Here is an 18,088-nt window from a genome sequence, read left to right as displayed (position 1 = left end):
TTTATCATTCCTTAAAAAATGCTTTTTTATAATGTTTAGTTTTTGTTTTAGTTTTTCTATGTGCAATATGAATAACTTCTTTTTGTAATTTCTTTTTCCCTTTTTCTACAATTTGACTATATGCAAATTTTTCTAAATGATGTAATAGTCCAGTACCAAATAAAGTATTAACTGAAAATTTTAAACCAACACTTTTAAATGATTTATTAATATTTTCAATAGGATTATTAATAACATTCACTACTTTATGATAAGTTCTTATTATTCTAAATATTTCTCTATAAACTTTAAAACTATCTCTAATTACTTGTTGAATAACTGGTGGAGCAAATGCAATTGCTTTTAATCATTTATTACGACTAACTCCATAACCAATATATCAACCACTATATCATCTATATCAGTGAAATGGATGTATTTGAGTAACAAAAGTTTCTGCTTTAATAATACTATCAACAACTGTAATTGGTTTATACTTAGGATTACGATGATAAATAGTAATTGCACATTTACTTAATGATAAAGGTTGAATTTTACAACCCATAAATACTGGTGAACTTAATGGAATTAATTGTGCATGTTTAATTGCTTTTTTCTCTGCACTAGTAAATAAATTTGTTGCTTTTTCTTTTAATTTATTAATTTTTTCAAATGCTTGTTTTTCTAACTTTTCAAATTTTTCTTGTAATTTATATATACTTTCTCGTAATTTTTCAAAATATGGAGTATCTTTTCAAAATTTATTTAAACCTTTTTTTAAATAAAATCTAATATCAAAATATTTAAAAGTTTGATTTGCTTTTAAAACAAGTTGATGAATAACATTATTTTTAAAATTAAATTTAATAGCATTAGCACGAATTTTTTGTAAATCTAAAATTAAAGTTTTTCCATATCTATTTTCTGTATGTATTGTATGAATTAAATTTAATCAATCATGTTGATTCATGGATAGTACTTTTTTTAAATCAGTATTATATTTTTTTAAAAAGTTATTTGCTTTTTCAATATCTTTAATTTTAAATTTAGGAGTTAATTGTGGACTTAGTTTTATTAATGTATTTTGTAATAATAAGTAATCTTTTAACTCTTGTGCTTCTAATTTTTGAAAATTATTTTTATATTGTCTTTCAGCAACATAACCTAAATCTCGTAATACTGTTTCACGATTAGGAGTAAAACTATAATTCATTAAATAACGTTTATTACCAATAATTTTATCTGTTAAAATTTCTTTTCCACTTACTTGACTAATAATTTCTTGTAAATTTTTTGCTTCTTTAATTCCAACTTGTTCTAATGTTTTAGTTTTTTGTGCTAAATTAATAAATTTAGTAGTACGATAACCACGACTAATTTTATTAATTCCAGCAAATGCTGGTAATATATTAAAAAAAGTATTTAATGGTGTTATATTTCCTTTTAAATAATCATAAACTTGATTAATAGTAAAATCAGTTAAAAATTCTACACCAACAGCACTAATACTAGCAATTAAATCACTTGCACCTAATCCAAGTGCTAAACTTTCACTTAAACCACCAGTAAAAGGAGCAAGTGCTACTGCTATAACTTGTACACCAATCATTTCTAAAATTTCTCACCAAAAACTTTTATTTTCTTGCTGTTTACTTATTCTAGTATGTTTTGGTTTATTTATGTTTAAAAGTATTGCTGTACTAGTTGTACCGATTGGCATGGTATTAATTTCCTTTATTTAAGAGTTATTTTAATTGGATTTGTTGTTCCTTTATAATTTAAATCATTAACATTTGAAGAAATAACTATGTATAAATCACCTGCTTTTTGTTTTTGATTACTTACAATAGTTTTTCCTTGTGCATCACTAAAATATTTAATAGTTGGATTTGTTAAATTTGGATTTAATGATTTAAGTTCATTAGTACTTTTTATTTGTGTATTTAATTCACTATTATTGTTATTAACATTTGCAGTAATATCAATTGTTAAACTTGTAATTTTAGTTTTTAAATCAGTTTTATCATTATTAATGATTGCACATAACATTCAACGTGAAGTTGTTTCTTCATCTGTTATATAGGGTATTGATTCACCAGTTACTTCTCCACCAACTAAATATCTTCTTCCAACTTTACCATCAGCAATATCTTGAACATATACAACTGTATTTTGCAACATATATCTTTTCATTGCTCTTGGTGTTGCTAAAACAAAAGACATAATTTTAGTTTCATTATTATCAGTAAAAGTCATATAATCATCCATAACAATTTGACATAGTACACCTTTAATATATAAATCATTTCCATTTAATCTTAATTGTTGAGCAATCTGATTATCAGTAATTAAACCTTTATTATTAGCTAAATAAACAATACTATCATAAAGATTATTAGTAATAAAAAAACGACAATTATTACTATTTCTTAGTTGAAATAAAGTATTTCAAGCATCTAACATTGATTTTAAATATCCTACTGGTGTTTTATCAGTAATATCTACTTTAGTTGCATATTTTGCAATTACATTTGTATCATTATTTGCTAAATAATCTGCTAAATCATTAGCAACTTCATATTGCATTGTATTTAATAAATTTTGTCCATTTTCAGCATTTAAATCAACATTAGCAATTATTTCACCTGCAACTGCTTCTTCTTTAATTTCTTTTAAAATTTTAATAGTTTCAGCATAACTAACATCTAATCCTTTGCTTTTATCATTTCATTTTAGTACTTTAATTTCTGGATTTTTTGGTTTTTTAACTATAAATTCAATTTTTGTAGCATTAACCATTTCAATAGGAAAAAAACTTGCTCATGGTGAATTTGATTGTTTATAAAATTCTATAAACTCTGGTGCTTCTACTAATTTTTCGGTATTATCTAAATTTTTATTGAATGGTACTGCCATTTTTTATTTTCCTTTCTGTTATAAATTATTTTTCTTTTTATAATCCAATAAAGTACTTTTTATTGAATTTGGTTGATTTGTTATTATTGTCTGTGGTTTGCCACCTGTATTAATTGTTTCTTTAAATACTGGTTGTTCTTTAATCATTTTTTTAATAGTTTCTTCAATTTTTGAATTTTCTAAATTATTAGTTTTAAATTTTAAATAATCATAAAATTCACTTTTAACTTGATATTTTTTAAATATATTAATCATTTCTTTTTCTTTAATTTCTTGATTAAGTTTATTTAACTTATTTTCTGCTTCATTAACTTTATTTTCTATTTCTTGTGAAGAAGCATTATTTTCAGTTAAAGGTTCAGTTGTTTGTTGAACATTATTTTCATTTTCTAACATTTACATCACCACTTTTTTATTTATTTTCTTTATTAATCTTTTCATTTAACTTTGCTAATTTTTTTTGATGTTTAATAATTTTGTTATTTGCTCTAACATGTTTTGGAGTTGTGATAAATCTTTTTAATAAAACAATAATTTCTCTGCAAATTAATGTTCCAACACTTGTTCCAATAATTATTAATTCATGTAAAAATTCTTTCATCTCAATATTTTCCTTTCAACTATTTATTTTTAATTTTTAATTATTCATCAAATTGACCACCATTAATTCTTTCAATCATCGATTTTGAATTACTTATAATGCTTACTAATAAGGCAATTTCTTTATTTAATTGTTCCATTCTCTCTTTATATGTATGAATTTCATTATTATAATATTCAAGTAATTTTTCTTTATTCATAAATTATTCACCTCCTTTATAAACTCATGTGATTATAATCTCAATTTAATGAAGCATTATCATGATTTAATGGTACTTCGCTCATATTATCACTACCATAATATTGACTTGCAGTTTCACTATTAATAGTAAATCTATTGTCATTAATTAATCTTGTAGTTTCATCATTAAATGATGTTTCTTGCATTTCTTCATTATGATGTGTAGTTTCCATAGGTAATAAATTATGGATAATTTCACTTGCACCAGCAACAATTGTAGGTACTGCATAAGCATTATTAAAATTATTATTAATACCCATTGCTACACCACTTGATATTAAACATCCACCAGTTGCCATATTACAAATCTTTCTTATTGTTTCAAATTTATTAGGTATTAACTCCGTTAATCCATTAATAAGATTTGATATACCATAAGCATTTAAACTAATATATGTATCTCAATCCATTAATGACTGATTTTCTTGTTTATTTAATAGTAATCATGGCGGACCTTCTGTTGTAGTTGTAGTAGTTATTGGAATTGGTGTTGTTGGAATAATAGGATTAATATTATTTTCTGTTCATTTACTATAATTTGCTAAACCAATTGTTCCTAATCCTAATGCTATTTTTTTAGAACTATTAATTAATTTAGTTTTAGTATTTGGTCTTTGATTTAAATTTCAAATATCTAAACCTAATTTTTTACCAAATAATAAACTATTAATTGAACCTAATATTGGATTAGCAATTACTTGACCATAATAAGCACTTGTACCAATCATTGCACAAATAGGACTTATACCAGTTCTAATTAATTTGGTTAAAGTATAATTTGATTGTGTATTTTCGTTTGGCATTTTATTCTCCTTTATTTGTTTTTATCAGTTCTCTTATAACATCTAATAAGGAATCTACTACATAAGAATTTAATTCAAATTCATAATTTCTAATTTTAATTTTTTCCTTTTGCATTTGTTTAATCTCCTTTAATTTCTAATTTTTTAATTGTTACTTTAATTCAACCTTGATAAACATCATTATCACCAACTATTAATGCAACATTACTTTCGGGGTCAGAAACAATTATGTGTTTGGATTTAACATTTGGGTATTGTCTTAAAATAATTGCTCTAATATCATTACTTGTATGAATTGCTTTTGGAAATGGTGATAATATTTCAATTTCATCTTTATTTTCAAACAAAGTAGGTAATATTATCATTAATTATTCTCCTTATTTTTAATTTGATTAGCAATTTCACTTAATATTTTCAATACTTTATATTCATTTTTTAATTCTTTAATAATAAATATTAAAATTATTATTAGTGTTATAATTGTTATTAATATTGGTACTATTAATAAAATTTTTCACAATATCATTTTTTATTCCAATTTATCTTTTATTATTTGATTTTTTCTAATTATTTCTTGTTCTAATGAATAAATATGTTCTGACATTTTATTTATTATTAAATTTATATAATGTATTTCTTCTTCAATATTATTAAATGCAAGAGTTCCTATTTTAATTTTTAAATTTTCTAATACTTTTTCCATATCTTTTTTTATTACTAAATCAGTCATTTGTTTTGGATTTTGATTAAAATTCATTATATTTTTTCTCCTTTTTGTAAAATATCTTTTATTATTTCTAATTCAGTCATTCTAATTTCATTTGTTTTAATAAAATTTTGCAATCTTTCAATTTCTTTTGTATATTTATTAATATTTTCTTTATGCTGATTAATTCTGTCATTAATATATTCTAATGGTGTATTTTTAATCATTTTTTTACTCTTTTCATTTTTTAAATCATTTAACATTGATTGAACAAAATGCACGATTTTTAGGAATATTTAAAGTATTAAAAATTTGACCAGTTACAATAATTTCATCGTTTTTGTTTAATAAAATACATCGTCTATAAAATTTTGGGTTATTAAAAATTAAAGTAACATAATTTAATCCATTTCATTGACCACGAACACTATAATATAATTCCTTATTACCTTTTTCGTAATATTTTGCTTCAATAGTGTTACTCAGTTTTACTTTTAATTTGACATAATTTGCTTTATCTTTCATTTTTATAATTCCTTAAATAGTATTGAATATGCTTATAAGCATCTTGTTCATGTTTTGTTAATTTTATATTTCCTTTATAATTTTCTATTTTAGTTTTATTTTTTGGTTCACTTTCTAAATAATCTCAATTCATAACATCTTCTACTAATACCATTAATGCACCAATAATCTTAGGTGTTGCTAATGGATTAGTTAATAATTGTTTTGAGCTTAAAAAGAAATTTTCTACAATAACTAATATTTTTTGATTAATAAATTGTTTTTTAATTAATTTAAAATATTCTTTATATATATTTTTACTTTCTAAAACTGTTTTAGTTTTGAATGTTTCATTAAAAGTAATATTATTAGTTTCACTTGAATATATAACCATTCCATTATTACCAATTCCAGCAGGATCAATTCCAATAATTAAGTCATATTGCATTAATTAAGTTAACCTCTAATAACCGTTTTAATAATTTCTAAATCACAATTACATCAACAATATTTACATTCTTCAATAAATTCTTTATGACCACAAACTAAATTATCTTTTTTTAAATCATCAATCAGTTTAATTAGCCCTATTTTAAATTCAATATCATCACTGTCTGGTATGCAAATCGTTCCTCTTTTAGTTAAATATTCTTTATTCATATTTATGCCTCCTACTTAACCTAATATTTAAAATACAGTCATAACAAATCGCTTTACTATTTTTATCTCTTAAAAAATATTTTCTTGTTTTTATATCATTAGTATTAAAGAATAAATAATCTAATTTATTTTGTTTACATGTTCAACAAAAATACTTTTTCATTATGAGTTGAAATTTCCTTATATGAAGTAACTATATAATTAATTGGTAAATCATCGTGTTTATATGGATTATTTATTTTAAAACTTTTTCTATTTTCTTCTCATGTAATGTTGTATTTAAAACATGGTTTTGTAATATTAGTTTTGTTATCTGTTATTTCACCCATAAATCAACTATTATGCTGTTCATAAAATGTTAATGGTTCAAGTTTGATATCATTAAGATAATATTCTTTGGGTGTTTCTTGTTTATTAACAGTTATTTTTTGGTCTTTAATATATGGTTCTAATAATTTTATTAATTCATTACCACTTAATTCTCTTTTAATATTTTCTAAATTAAAAACTCAATATGTGTAACTGTTATCAACAATAAAAGAATTATTTTTAATCATTCATTTTGGAAGCGATAATTTATATTCAACATAATCAATAAGAATAGATTGTGGTTTATCTTTAACAATTTGTTCTTTTTTAAATTCTATTTGCATAATAATCCTTTCCTAATATGTTCTGTTGCTTCTAGCATAAAGAACATATATTTTGATTTTTAGATTATTAATAATACTACTATTAGTTTTATTCATTCCATGAAAACTGGGCTCAAAAATAAATTGTGAAATTTTAAAAAGAAATCGAGGCATTCGATTCAATATTTATTTAATTTGTGTTAAACAAATTAATATTTTAATTGAACCGGCACCGCTCAATTTTTTTTACAAGTTTGAAATTTATTTTCTCGCCCAAAAAAAATTTTTTCAAAAAAAATAAAAAATAAAACCAACACTTGCTCACTTGGGAGTGGCAAGGTTGGTTAAATAAAGAATAGAATTAATATAATAGGTCCCTAAAACAGGTCTATATATACTAGTTTCCAATTCGCTCCCACCCCAAGAATTACCATTAATGGTTAGTATATTTTATTAGGTATCACTCCACTTTTTATTTATCCATGCAAGTCCACATGCTCTAGCTACTATTTTTAACAACTATGTTGTAGTTCACTGTTTTAATTCCCTAACACGTGTTGATAATAGCGTTAAAGAGGGTTATTAAAAATTTTAAAATTTTACAATTACACAAAAAAAGACAAGATTTTTATTCTCGTCTTTTGTCATTTATTTTTAATTTAAGGGTAAAAAAAGAAAGGAGCTATTTTTAAAACTTTTTAGTTATCGACATCTTCGACACGCTCCCTAAAAAAATAGCAAATGAAAAAATTTATGCTTTGGGTGTTGATTCACAAAGTAATATTTTTAGAACACAAGAAGATAGAGTTTATAAACTTAGTACTACAGGAGTAGAAACTTTAATAGAAGGATTAGATGCTGGTAAAACTGCCAGAAATATAGTAATTGATAATGAAGATAATGTTTATGTTGGAACTGATTCTGGTTCTGTTTATAAAAGTGATGGAATACATAAATTTGAAAAAATTTTATTGCCAGATTCAACAAATTGAATATGAACTTTAGCAGTTAATAAAAAAACCGGCATTGTTTATGTTGGAAATGATGATGGTGTATATAGCATTGATAAAAATAGTAACGTTAATCATATGTTAGGAACACATGATTATATTAATAGTTTAGCAATAGGTGAAGATGGTTCTGTTTTTGCTGGAGCTAATAATCATGGTAAAATTTATAAAAGTAATGGTGTAAATGATTTTCAATTAATTAAAGAACAAAATGATGCTGGATCAATAAAAAGTTTAGTCGTAGATACTATTGGAACTATTTTTGCTGGTTCTGATAATGGTAATATTTATCAAATTAATAGTGGAATGTATTCTAAAATTTTAAATACAGGTCATGAAATTAAACGATTAATTATTGATAGAGATGGTGTTTTGTTTGCTGGTGTTGATTCAAATCAAATATATAAAAAAGTAAAAAAATCATCTACTTTTTACAATATGTTAGGAATAGATAATGATAATGAATATATTCTTGCCTTAACAATTAATTCAGAAAACACTTTATATGCTGCAGGAACTGAAGGCATTTTGTATTCAAATAAAAATTTTAAGTAACATTTTAAATGTTACTTAAAATTAAATATATTAAAAAAAGATTTTAATTAAAAAATGTTGGCTGTTATGATATAAAATTAGATTTTTTTAATGCTATACTTATTTATAAAGTTTAAAATAATATGAAAGGAAGCAATTATGAAAGTAATTAAGGTTAAAAATATTACTAAGTCATATAATGGTAATGTTGTACTGGGACCTATTAATTTAGAAATTGAGAGTGGTAGTTCTGTTGCTATTTTTGGTGCTAATGGTGCTGGTAAAACCACATTATGTGAGATTATTAGTAATACTAAAAATGCAAGTACAGGAGAAATTGAATATAACTTTAATAAAAAAGATATTCCATATGTTGTTGGAATAAATTTTCAAGATCAAGTTTATCCTAACTTTATAACAGTTAAAGAATTAATAAATTTTATGATAAAATTTATTTAGATAAAATAAAACCCGAAATTTTTAATAGTATGTTAGATAAGTTTCAATTAAAAGAATTATACAAACGTAAAGTAAATAGTTTATCGGGTGGTCAAAGACAAAGAGTTAATTTATTTTTATCATTATTTCATCAACCAAAAATTTATATTGGTGATGAGATTTCAACTGGTTTAGATGTTAAAACAAGAATTGATATTATTAATTTTTTACAAGAACAAATTAGTTTGAATAACATTACTTTAATTTTAGTTAGTCATAACTTAGATGAAATCCAAGCTTTATGTAGACGTATTATTTTTTTAAAGGATGGTCAAATTATTGATGATACTACTGTTGTTGAAGTTACTAAAAAATATGGTTCATTATTAAAATATTATTTAGAAAAAACAGAAACATCATTAGAAATAACTACGAGAAAGGAAAAAAAATAATGCTAGCAATGTTTCAATTATTATTTGGTTATTTTAAGAAATCTTTCCATAGTATTTTCTTTGGCTTTATTTTCCCTATTATTATGTTAACAATTTTAGTTGCTGTATTAACACCTGGTAACCCAAATGCTGCACAAACAGTATTACCGGGGTTAGTGATGTCAGCTTCACCAGTATTAGGAATTGTTACTTTATCAATGACATATTCTGATTTTAAACAATCAATAATTATTAAAAGAATTGGTGCAACACCATTAAAACCATGACAATTTATTAGTAGTATTTTAATATTTCATGTTATTTTAATTTTTATTGGTAGTTTTTGAACATTAGGAATTGGTGCAGCTTTATATCATAATCAGATTAATTGAGAACTAATTAATTGAGGTTATATATTACTAGCAATTCTGCTTTCATCAATTATGTGTTCAGCAGTAGGAATAATGGTTGGTATTCTTGCTTCTGATTTTAAAATTGCTAATGCTTTTGCTTTATTATTATATTTGCCAACGTCATTTTTATCGGGTCAATATATTCCGTATGTAGCCATTAAAGGACAACCAGTTTTAGTTATTATTGCTAAAATTATTCCTTTTTCTTATCCTGTTTCTATTATGAATAGAGGATGAAATAATTATGGTACTCCAAATGATTTAATCAATGCAGCACTTTTTGATAATTACTGAATACCAATTTTAGTTAGTTTACTTTGAATTGGAGCATTAATATTTGGAGCAATTATGGCTTATAAATATCGACGTAAATAAGTAAATAAGAAAAAATATTTGTTTATAAAGAAATTATTTAAATTTTAAAAAATATTTACAAAATAAACAAGCCTAATTAGGCTTGTTTTGATTTATTTTTAAAAATTAATGATACTTAAATTTTGGTCATTTACTTCGGCTATCAATTCCTGAATTAGTAGCAAAAAGATCAAAATTATTAACTTTTTCTACATTTCATGCTGAAAGGTTCTGATTAAATTTTTTTGCATTTCAAAACATTCCCATCATATTTGTTACTTTTGAAGTATTTCACTTTGAAATGTCTTGATTAAATTTTTTTGCATCATAAAACATATAACTCATATCTACTATATTTGATATATTTCAAGAAGATATGTTTTGATCAAATGTTAGATTATCAGCAAACATATTACTTAAAGAAGTAATTTTTGTTGGTAATTGATCTGGTACTTTTTCAACTATTCTTGGCATTTTAACAGCTTGAATTTCTCTAATTCCATTTTCAAAAAATCCGATTTGAATAATTTCTTTACTATCTATATTTGATAAATCTTTTTTATTTGTTTCTACTTTTGTTCCTGTTTTGTCAATATAAATTGTATCTTGTTGTATTTTATTTTGTGTAATATTAGTATTTTGTTTGATAGTGTTTAAGAAACTAGTTAAATTACCTGTGGTTGTTGCAAGTGTTAAAACACTTAATGTTTTGATTAATATTTTCATTAAGATCTCCTTTTTTGTTTTTCCCCAATAACTTCTTAAGTTTAAGAAGTTAATTTATATTTTAAGTCATTTAAAAATAAATGCAATAAGTGTTTAGTTTATGATAGAAATAAAAATATATAAATATTAGGAAAAAATTTTATGTTATTAGTAAGGTTAAATGTAATAAAAAAGTTATATAATATATTTTTTGCATACAATTTGTTTTTTTAAAAAAAAGATATTTTATGATATTATTAAATTAATTTAATAACTGTTAATTACTAGTATAGATAGTTTTACCTATATTAGTTTTTTTGTTTTTATTAAATTAATTTAATTAAAAAAATATTATATATTAGGTTTATTGCGTTTAAAGTCAAGTTTTATATTGAATTTATTAGAAAGAAGTTAAAATATGGCAAACGGCAGAGAAGTTATTATTACTAATAATTTAAATAATCCAAGTATAAAAAGTTTATTATTAATTGATGAATTTAGTAATAAAATTGGTTACGCATTACTTATTATTGATTTAGAAAAAAAAGAAGCTATTTTAGAAAGTATATTTATTGAAGAAAAATATCGTAAGCAACAATATGGTAGTTTACTTATTTACAAAATTTTTGAGATATGTCATAGCAATAATATCGAAAACCTTATTTTATTATCAGATCCAACTAATGCTACTGTCGGTGAATTTTATGAAAAATTAGGATTCACTTATGCATGAAATAAAAAAACTTTTTTTATGATTATGAAATTAATATACCTCATGCAATTTTTAATAAAAGAGATGATATTAAAAAGTGAAAAAATATTAAAATAAAAGAAATTTTTATTGATTTTGATAAGTCAAAATCAAAAGCTATAAATGATGAACAAAAGATATTAGAGGATAGTGAAATATTATCTAGTATTTTAGATGAAGTTTTAATACATGAAGAATCAATTTTAAAGGAGGATTATCAAAAAGTTATTGATTGATTTAATCAACAAAGAGAACAAATAATCAAAAATCCAAAACAATGATGAAATACTTTAACCCCCAAACAAGTAGAGGTTGTTAAAAATGAGGCAAAAAAATGATGAAATAACTTAACACCAGAACAAAGAAAAATAAAATTATTAGAAAAACAAACATATCAAAAAAAGACAATAAAAAAAGATGATACTCCTTTATTGTGTGATTTTGATCAAAATATAAAAAATAAATTAGACTGCATGCAGTCTATGAAAACATCAACTTCTGTTCTTAAAAAAGATAATTTTAATATATAGATTTTTTCTTTTCTCAAATGTCTTGTTTTTTAAAATTAACAATGTAAAATAAAATACATAATTAATTTAAAATATAAAAGAGTAAAATTAAATGGTAATTTAGAGACTTAGTGGTTGCTGTAAACTAAGCAAGTTTAATTTGAAGGTAACTTATATTATTAGTAATTTAAATAATAATTAAGTGCATTTACTTTGTAAATGAATTAGGATGGTACCGCGTTAAGAAACGTTCCTATTTGTGGAATGTTTTTTTATTTTAAAAAGGAGTATAACAAATGGATAGAAATTTAAACAAAAAATATAATCATATTGAAATTGAAAAGGATCGTTATCAACAATGAGTAAAATCTGGATTATTTAAGGCAAATGTTAGTTCTATTAATCCTACATTTTCTATTATCTTACCACCACCCAATGTAACCGGACTTTTACATTTAGGTCATGCTTGAGATAGTACTATCCAAGATTTATTAATTCGTTATAAACGTTTACAAGGATTTAATACTTTATTTATACCCGGTATGGATCATGCTGGCATTGCCACACAAGTTAAAGTTGCACAACGTATTAAAGAAGAACAAAAACTTAATTTGCAAGAATTAGGTAAAGATAAATTTTTACAACAAGCATGAAAATGAAAAACAGAATATGCACAAAACATAAGAAAACAGTGAGCAAAACTTGGTTTAGCATTAGATTATTCGCATGAAGTATTTACTTTAGATGAAAATGTTAAACAAGCAGTTAATGAAGTATTTGTAAAGTTATATAAAGAAGGTTTAGTTTATAGAGGAAAAAAGATAGTAAATTGAGATCCAGAATTAAAAACCGCTATTTCTAATATTGAAGTAAATTATCATGAAACAAAAGGAAAAATGTATTATTTAAAATATTTTATAGAAAATAGTAGTGAATTTATTACTATTGCTACTACCAGACCAGAAACAATGTTTGCTGATCAGTGTATAGTTATAAATAGTAAAGATAAACGTTATTTACAATTTATTGGTAAAATGGTTATTAATCCGGCTAATAAAATGTTAATTAAAGTTATTGCTGATGATTATGTTGATATGAATTTTGGAACGGGTGCTATGAAATGTACACCGGCTCATGATGCTAATGACTATGAAATTGCATTACGTCACAATTTAGTAATGCCTATTTGTATGAATGTTGATGGAACTATGAATGAATTAGCACAATCATATATTAATCAAGATCGAATGGTATGTCGTAAACAATTAGTTGAACAATTAAGAAAAGAAAATTTAGTTGTAAAGGTTGAAGACCATCTTCATCAAGTTGGTTATTCAGAAAGAAGTAACGCTATTATTGAACCATATTTATCACAACAATGATTCATAAAAATGAAACCATTAGTTGAAATGATTATTGATAAACAAAAAAATAAGAAAACAAAGATTGATTTTCATCCAATATTATTTGAACAACAACTTTTGCAGTGATTAAATAATATTCAAGATTGATGTATTTCCCGTCAATTGTGATGGGGTCATTCGCTTCCGGTTTGATATCATAAAAAAACTAAGAAAATTTATGTTGATACTAACCCACCATCACCAATTAACGATTATATTCAAGAATCAGACGTATTAGATACATGATTTTCTAGCGGTTTATGACCTTTTGTAACCTTGGGTTGACCACAAAAAAATGTTGATTTGCAAAAATATTATCCAATATCAGTATTAGTTACTGCTTATGATATTTTATTTTTTTGAGTTGCACGAATGCTGTTTATGGGTTGAAAATTTACTAATCAAAAACCATTTACTAATGTTTTAATTCATGGTTTAATTCGTGATGAACAAGGTAGAAAAATGTCAAAATCATTAAATAATGGAATTGATCCAATGGAAGTTATTAAAAAGTATGGTGCGGATGCTTTACGTTACTTTTTAGTTAGCAATTGTGCTCCCGGTCAAGATTTAAGATTTAGTATTACTAAAGTTGAGTCAGCTTGAAATTTCAATAATAAGTTATGAAACGCTGCACGTTATGTACTAATCAATATTGATGATAAGTTTCAATTGGATGAAAATATTGTCTATAATAATTCGTTATCATTTATTGATCAATGAATTTTACAAGAACTTAATCAATTGATTATTTATGTAGAGCAATATATGGAAAAATATGAATTTGTTTTAGTAGTTAAAGCACTATCAAATTTTATATGAAATAAATATTGTTCTTGATATATTGAATTAAATAAAGTTAATTTACAAAATCAAGAGCAACAAAGTAACTCATTACAAACATTATATTATGTTTTACAGCAAATTATTATTATGGTTCATCCCTTTATTCCCTTTATTACAGAAGCAATTTATGAAGAAATGGGGTATAAAAATAGCATTTTAACAAATAAGTTTCCTAAAGTTAAAGTTATGGAAAAAACAAAAGTTGTAACACAATTTGTTGAAATATTAATTGAAATTATTGGTAATATTCGAGAAATTCGTAAAGAACTTAATTTATCTTTAAAATTACCGTTAACTATTCATATCAATACGACTAATTCTTTTTTTGAAGTAGAAAAAAATACTTTAAATCCTTATTTATTACAATTAACTAATAGTCAAATTGTTACTATTAGTGATAGTCCGTTGTCTGTTAATAATAAAATAATTAAAATTATTAATTCAGCAGTAATAGAAATTAATGTTTCAAATTTATTTAATAAAGAAGAACAATTAGCAAAATTAAAAGGGGAATTAGTTTATATTGAAAATGAAATAAAACGTAGTAAAGATATTTTAAATAACCAACAATTTTTAGCAAAGGCACCACCAACAAAAGTTGAAATAGAAAAGCAGAAATTAGAAAAGTATCAAAATCAAAAAAAATTAATCAATGCCAAGATTAAAGAATTATAAAAAACTTTTATTTTAATTCAAGTTGAAAAATTTCATTATTTTCCAATTTAATATCATCAATACCCACTGAAAAATCAATAAATTCTTTACCATTTCAATGCTCAATGTATCAAAATTTTTTATCTTCTTGAGTACCTTTTTTACCTTTTACAGCAACCAAAAATCTTCCCAATTGACTTTTTTCAACAGTAAAATCATTAGAACAAGCACTTAATAAATTACCAAGTGTATTAAAAGTAGTAATATAATTAGTTTTTTCAAGAATAGTTTCCTTGCCGTTGATAGCTGTAATTTCAATATTAGTAGTAATGCTATTTTGATTAGTAGTACCATTTAAGAATTTTGGGATATAAATAATATTTAGTATTAATGAAGTTCCTAATATTAATATAATAGAATTATATTTGCATCATTTAATAAATGTTTTATTTTTAATTATTTTTATAAAATTATTTTCTCATTTCTTACCATCAGTTTTTATTTTTGTCATTATTATCAGCCTTTGAATTATCTTTTTTATTTTATTATATTAAAAAAAATAAAAAAAGGAAATTGCTTATCTCATTTTTAATAATTATTGAGGTGAAATTAAATGAGATTATTAATTATAACATTGACAATTCTTTTTCTTGCAAGTAATGGATTAGTTGTATTAAAGTTGATTAAAAATTTTAATGAAAATGAAATAGTTAGTAAGGAAAAAAATGATACAAAAATTATTACTATTACTGTTGAAATTAAAGAACATTTACCAATTAGAGAAGATTTATGTATACGAAATAAATATTATATTAAAATTCTTAATTCAAAAATAAGTATTATTAATTTAATTAATACTTTGAATATTTCTAATGTTTATTTTGACATTTTGGCATTAAATCTAAATCAAAATATTAGTGAAAATTATAAATTAATATTATCACCAAGAAATAATGCTATTAAATATTATTCCCGTTATACTATTACTTTAGAGCCTTTAATTAATTTAGGTTTAAATAGTCAAGATGCCAAAAAAGTATTATTATTATTTAATAAAAAAAATTTAAATGCAAAACAATTGTTAGAGAATTTAGAAAAATTATTAATAACCACAAAAAGAAAATATATACAATTGATGCATAAATTTATTAGTTTTTAATGATGTTTACTTATCATGCTTTATTAGTTTTATTTCTAATATTTTTAGTTTTCTTTTTATCAAGTTTTACGATATTTAGTGGTTTAGTTTTATTATTAATAATAATTATTCTTTTGTATTATATTTTTTTTAAAAAGCAATCATTTTATAAGTATTTCTTTTTATTATTAGTATTTACTTTTACTTCCTTAGTTAATATTAACTTTAAAAAAGATGAACATATAAATATTGAAAATGTTAATTTGAAAGTAGTAGAAACCCATCCAAATTATTTGATAGTACAAGAAGGATGAGAAAAATATTATTTATTATCACATTATTATATTAATAATATGCAGTATACTATTAATGCCCAATTAGATGATACACTTATTTTTAAAGGTCAAACTAAAGATTTAAAAACTATTAATAATTTTTATGAGTTTGATTTTAAATTATTTTTAAATGCTAATAATGTTAATAAACAAATAGTAGTTAATGGAAATAAAGTAAAAGTTGTTTTTGGAAAAACTCTTAGAACTATTTTTTTTAATTATATAAATACTTTTCCAAAGGAAATTAAAACTTGAACTAAATTATTATTATTTGGTCAGCAAACTGAAGAAAACAAATCTATTTTTACCATTTTTAATAAGTTTGGTATTACTCCAATTATTGTTGTTAGTGGTTTACACATTAATTTTTTCTTTGTTTTTTTAAAAAAAAGTTTTTGATTTATCAAAAATCAATTAATTAAACTTTTAATTTGCTTTGTAATTTTATGTTTTTATTTATATTTACTTAATTGATCTATTGCAGCAATGAAAGCATTATTTTTTTTAATTTTTAGTTGTATTTTAAAATTTAATAAAAAAACTATTCATCCAATTTCTATTCTTAGTTTTAGTGCTTATTGTTGTCTTTGTTTATGACCTTTACAATTCTATCTTTTAGGATTTCAACTTTCTTTTGGTATTACTTTTTTTGATTTTATTTATTAATAATAAATTTAAAAAATATAGTTATTGGATTAGAATGTTATTGATTAATTTTGTTTTATTTTTATTCACTATTCCTATTCAGTGACAAATAAATCATGGTTTTAGTTTATTAACTGTTGCATATTTATTATTTTTTACACCAATCATTATTTTTTGTGATGTTATTTTATTTTTAAATTTATTTTTAAATTCAATTTTAAGTTTTTTTGTTTCTCCAATTTTAAATTTTTTAATTATTATTATTAAGTTAATAAATATGAGTAATATTTGAATTCCGACTTTTAAAATTGAAATTTGAATTTTACAACTTTATTTTTTTATTTTAATAGTTATTTATAACTGTTGACGATATTTTAATTGAAGAATGTTAACAGTTATTATTATTAATTTTGTTTTACTTTCAACATTATGAATGAATAGTATTATTAAACCTTATTATGAATTAACAATGATTAATGTTGGTAATGCTATGAGTTTTTTAATAACTAGTCCTTATAATAAATCTGCTATTTTAATTGATGCGGGCACAGAAGATTTAAAACCAAATAATCCAACTATTTATAATTATCTTTCAGGAAAAGGAATTCATAGTTTAAAAGCAGTATTTTTAACTCATCATGATTTAGATCATATTAGTAATATTGGATTTTTGAAAATGAACTTAAAAATAGATAAAATTTATGAAAATACCAATCAATTATCGCAATATGTTATTGATGGTTTTAATCCAATTCATAATTTAGTTTATGGTTTTAATTTGCAATATGTTTCTGAAAATAATAAAAGTTTAGTTTTGTTATTAAAAGTTTATAATTATAAAATTTTATTTACTGGTGATAAAAATATATAATTAAAACAAA

Annotated in this window: 25 protein-coding genes; 9 read left to right on the top strand and 16 right to left on the bottom strand. The window is 22.5% G+C overall.

The window, feature by feature from the left end:
- Position 1: 1 nt before the first annotated feature.
- From AACK96_RS06425 to AACK96_RS06360, 14 genes are all read right to left on the bottom strand, one after another.
- Positions 2–1,699: a hypothetical protein gene (locus AACK96_RS06425; protein ID WP_338973970.1), complete on the bottom strand. Its 1,698-nt coding sequence runs from the start codon at positions 1,697–1,699 to the stop codon at positions 2–4.
- A gap of 14 nt (positions 1,700–1,713) precedes the next feature.
- Complete coding sequence (locus AACK96_RS06420; protein ID WP_338973968.1) at positions 1,714–2,895, bottom strand: hypothetical protein; 1,182 nt, start codon at positions 2,893–2,895, stop codon at positions 1,714–1,716.
- An 18-nt stretch (positions 2,896–2,913) separates the two neighbouring features.
- Complete coding sequence (locus AACK96_RS06415) at positions 2,914–3,291, bottom strand: hypothetical protein (RefSeq protein ID WP_281747963.1); 378 nt, start codon at positions 3,289–3,291, stop codon at positions 2,914–2,916.
- A gap of 16 nt (positions 3,292–3,307) precedes the next feature.
- Positions 3,308–3,496, bottom strand: a complete 189-nt coding sequence (locus AACK96_RS06410) for a hypothetical protein (protein WP_174480113.1) — start codon at positions 3,494–3,496, stop codon at positions 3,308–3,310.
- 40 nt (positions 3,497–3,536) lie between these two features.
- The gene (locus AACK96_RS06405; RefSeq protein ID WP_338961498.1) at positions 3,537–3,695 is read right to left on the bottom strand and encodes a hypothetical protein; all 159 of its coding nucleotides are present in this window, start codon (positions 3,693–3,695) and stop codon (positions 3,537–3,539) included.
- A gap of 16 nt (positions 3,696–3,711) precedes the next feature.
- Positions 3,712–4,539 (bottom strand): hypothetical protein, encoded by an 828-nt coding sequence (locus AACK96_RS06400; protein ID WP_338973649.1) that lies wholly within the window; start codon positions 4,537–4,539, stop codon positions 3,712–3,714.
- Positions 4,540–4,658: 119 nt separating this feature from the next.
- Positions 4,659–4,904 (bottom strand): hypothetical protein, encoded by a 246-nt coding sequence (locus tag AACK96_RS06395; protein WP_338973650.1) that lies wholly within the window; start codon positions 4,902–4,904, stop codon positions 4,659–4,661.
- Positions 4,904–5,065 carry a hypothetical protein gene (locus tag AACK96_RS06390; protein ID WP_338973966.1) on the bottom strand — a complete coding sequence of 54 codons (162 nt, stop codon included), beginning with the start codon at positions 5,063–5,065 and terminating at the stop codon, positions 4,904–4,906. Before AACK96_RS06390 ends, AACK96_RS06395 begins: the two co-directional genes overlap by 1 nt.
- 3 nt (positions 5,066–5,068) lie before the next feature.
- Positions 5,069–5,296, bottom strand: coding sequence for a hypothetical protein (locus AACK96_RS06385; RefSeq protein WP_338973964.1), 228 nt, complete (start codon positions 5,294–5,296; stop codon positions 5,069–5,071).
- Positions 5,296–5,508 (bottom strand): hypothetical protein, encoded by a 213-nt coding sequence (locus AACK96_RS06380; RefSeq protein WP_338973420.1) that lies wholly within the window; start codon positions 5,506–5,508, stop codon positions 5,296–5,298. Before AACK96_RS06380 ends, AACK96_RS06385 begins: the two co-directional genes overlap by 1 nt.
- A complete protein-coding gene (locus AACK96_RS06375; protein WP_338973423.1) occupies positions 5,477–5,770 on the bottom strand; it encodes a hypothetical protein in 294 nt (97 codons plus the stop codon). The genes AACK96_RS06380 and AACK96_RS06375 overlap by 32 nt, the downstream gene beginning before the upstream one ends.
- Positions 5,760–6,197: a hypothetical protein gene (locus AACK96_RS06370; protein ID WP_338973516.1), complete on the bottom strand. Its 438-nt coding sequence runs from the start codon at positions 6,195–6,197 to the stop codon at positions 5,760–5,762. Before AACK96_RS06370 ends, AACK96_RS06375 begins: the two co-directional genes overlap by 11 nt.
- Before the next feature lie 8 nt (positions 6,198–6,205).
- Positions 6,206–6,409, bottom strand: coding sequence for a hypothetical protein (locus AACK96_RS06365; protein ID WP_338973654.1), 204 nt, complete (start codon positions 6,407–6,409; stop codon positions 6,206–6,208).
- Between the two features lie 134 nt (positions 6,410–6,543).
- Positions 6,544–7,062: a hypothetical protein gene (locus tag AACK96_RS06360; protein WP_338973962.1), complete on the bottom strand. Its 519-nt coding sequence runs from the start codon at positions 7,060–7,062 to the stop codon at positions 6,544–6,546.
- A gap of 737 nt (positions 7,063–7,799) precedes the next feature.
- Here AACK96_RS06360 and AACK96_RS06355 point away from each other — a divergent pair.
- The 4 genes from AACK96_RS06355 (at position 7,800) to AACK96_RS06340 (ending at position 10,242) form a co-directional block, all read left to right on the top strand.
- The gene (locus AACK96_RS06355; RefSeq protein ID WP_338973961.1) at positions 7,800–8,606 is read left to right on the top strand and encodes a hypothetical protein; all 807 of its coding nucleotides are present in this window, start codon (positions 7,800–7,802) and stop codon (positions 8,604–8,606) included.
- Positions 8,607–8,744: 138 nt separating this feature from the next.
- The gene (locus AACK96_RS06350; protein WP_338973960.1) at positions 8,745–9,044 is read left to right on the top strand and encodes an ATP-binding cassette domain-containing protein; all 300 of its coding nucleotides are present in this window, start codon (positions 8,745–8,747) and stop codon (positions 9,042–9,044) included.
- A 29-nt stretch (positions 9,045–9,073) separates the two neighbouring features.
- On the top strand, positions 9,074–9,475 hold the full coding sequence (locus tag AACK96_RS06345) for an ATP-binding cassette domain-containing protein (RefSeq protein WP_338973958.1): 402 nt from the start codon (positions 9,074–9,076) through the stop codon (positions 9,473–9,475).
- A complete protein-coding gene (locus tag AACK96_RS06340) occupies positions 9,475–10,242 on the top strand; it encodes an ABC transporter permease (RefSeq protein WP_338959055.1) in 768 nt (255 codons plus the stop codon). The genes AACK96_RS06345 and AACK96_RS06340 overlap by 1 nt, the downstream gene beginning before the upstream one ends.
- Before the next feature lie 105 nt (positions 10,243–10,347).
- Here AACK96_RS06340 and AACK96_RS06335 read toward each other — a convergent pair whose 3' ends face one another.
- Positions 10,348–10,947, bottom strand: coding sequence for a BspA family leucine-rich repeat surface protein (locus AACK96_RS06335; protein WP_338973956.1), 600 nt, complete (start codon positions 10,945–10,947; stop codon positions 10,348–10,350).
- Positions 10,948–11,344: 397 nt separating this feature from the next.
- Between AACK96_RS06335 and AACK96_RS06330 the strand changes: the two genes are divergently transcribed.
- Positions 11,345–11,755: a GNAT family N-acetyltransferase gene (locus AACK96_RS06330; protein ID WP_338973954.1), complete on the top strand. Its 411-nt coding sequence runs from the start codon at positions 11,345–11,347 to the stop codon at positions 11,753–11,755.
- 727 nt (positions 11,756–12,482) lie between these two features.
- The gene (locus AACK96_RS06325) at positions 12,483–15,110 is read left to right on the top strand and encodes a valine--tRNA ligase (RefSeq protein WP_338973952.1); all 2,628 of its coding nucleotides are present in this window, start codon (positions 12,483–12,485) and stop codon (positions 15,108–15,110) included.
- A gap of 7 nt (positions 15,111–15,117) precedes the next feature.
- Here the strand turns inward: AACK96_RS06325 and AACK96_RS06320 are convergent, their stop codons facing one another.
- Positions 15,118–15,600, bottom strand: coding sequence for a hypothetical protein (locus AACK96_RS06320; RefSeq protein WP_338960869.1), 483 nt, complete (start codon positions 15,598–15,600; stop codon positions 15,118–15,120).
- A 102-nt stretch (positions 15,601–15,702) separates the two neighbouring features.
- Here AACK96_RS06320 and AACK96_RS06315 point away from each other — a divergent pair, with 102 nt between their 5' ends.
- Genes AACK96_RS06315 through AACK96_RS06305 form a run of 3 tightly spaced genes read left to right on the top strand, consistent with a single transcriptional unit; the run spans position 15,703 to position 18,078 of the window.
- Complete coding sequence (locus AACK96_RS06315) at positions 15,703–16,248, top strand: hypothetical protein (protein ID WP_338973950.1); 546 nt, start codon at positions 15,703–15,705, stop codon at positions 16,246–16,248.
- The gene (locus AACK96_RS06310) at positions 16,248–17,228 is read left to right on the top strand and encodes a ComEC/Rec2 family competence protein (protein WP_338973948.1); all 981 of its coding nucleotides are present in this window, start codon (positions 16,248–16,250) and stop codon (positions 17,226–17,228) included. The genes AACK96_RS06315 and AACK96_RS06310 overlap by 1 nt, the downstream gene beginning before the upstream one ends.
- Before the next feature lie 34 nt (positions 17,229–17,262).
- Positions 17,263–18,078, top strand: coding sequence for an MBL fold metallo-hydrolase (locus AACK96_RS06305; protein WP_338973946.1), 816 nt, complete (start codon positions 17,263–17,265; stop codon positions 18,076–18,078).
- Positions 18,079–18,088 lie beyond the last annotated feature (10 nt).

It is taken from the genome of Spiroplasma endosymbiont of Tricholauxania praeusta, assembly GCF_964019535.1.
In the GTDB taxonomy this organism is placed as follows: domain Bacteria; phylum Bacillota_I; class Bacilli_A; order Mycoplasmatales; family VBWQ01; genus Spiroplasma_E; species Spiroplasma_E ixodetis_A.
This window is presented reverse-complemented; position numbering and strand designations above follow the sequence as displayed.